Source organism: Salinimicrobium oceani, from assembly GCF_012037645.1.
In genome coordinates, this window is record NZ_JAAVJR010000074.1 from 1 (window position 1) to 863 (window position 863).

Annotated in this window: 2 protein-coding genes; both read right to left on the reverse strand. The window is 41.1% G+C overall.

The annotated features are described in order from the left end of the window. On the reverse strand, positions 1-337 hold a 337-nt coding region (locus HC175_RS24710), incomplete at its 3' end, for a DUF3810 family protein (protein ID WP_168139350.1). Positions 338-598: 261 nt separating this feature from the next. Then, a partial coding sequence (locus HC175_RS23895; protein WP_209310010.1) for a hypothetical protein occupies positions 599-863 on the reverse strand: 265 nt, incomplete at its 5' end.

The following is an 863-nucleotide window of genomic DNA, read 5'->3' on the forward strand; positions in this document are numbered from 1 at the left end:
GCCGGTAATAATTAAATCCCCAGAACAAATTGAAGCAAAAGTAAACCAGCGAAAGAACGGCGATCCCGTTGATGATCCAACGCTTTGGCTCTCTGAACCGCTGCTGCACCCGAAGAGCAAACCATCTAATCAACATGACCACCAGCAGAGCGTACAAAAGATCCCCCAGCGAAAAAGGTATAAATCCCAAACCTTTTCGCAGCAGGGCAGAGGTGAAAGGATAGATCCCGTTGCTGTACCAGCGTTCAACGAAATTGGGATACCCGCTCAATATTCTTATCAGAATCAATTGAACCGGCAGGAACAGGGCAAGAATTAATGCAGCTTTTTTGTTCACCTTTCAAAAGTAGGATTTTTTTAGACTCAAGAGCCAAGAGTCAAGAACCAAGAACCAAGACTTTTTAGGGTTCAGTGCTCGGTTTTCAGTGAACAGTAACTCCTCGATGAGCATCGGGATCAGTGCGGAATATGACTGTAGAAGATTTTGTGCGGACAGCAAAAAAAGCCCGAGAGGGGCGAAATATGGTAACCCGGTGTTTTAACACCGGGAGCAAAAATGCCCCCTCCAAAAAGAGTCCCGGAGGGCATACGCGTTAACTTAAAGCAAAATCATTTCTAAATCTTGCTGGTAATTAGGTCTTTTTCTCTTATCGTACGAGCAATACCTTGCCATTATTTTAATAGTTTCGCTTGCCTTTCCTGGGAAATCGGACAAGTCTGCAATGATCTGAACTAGTTTGATTGGATATCTTATTAAATAATGAGTTGTTTTCATTAAACTCAAATCTTTGTTCAAGGTACTTTTAATTATATTTCTACAAGGTTTAAAAATGAACTGTGTACAAATAATTACCATAATAAAG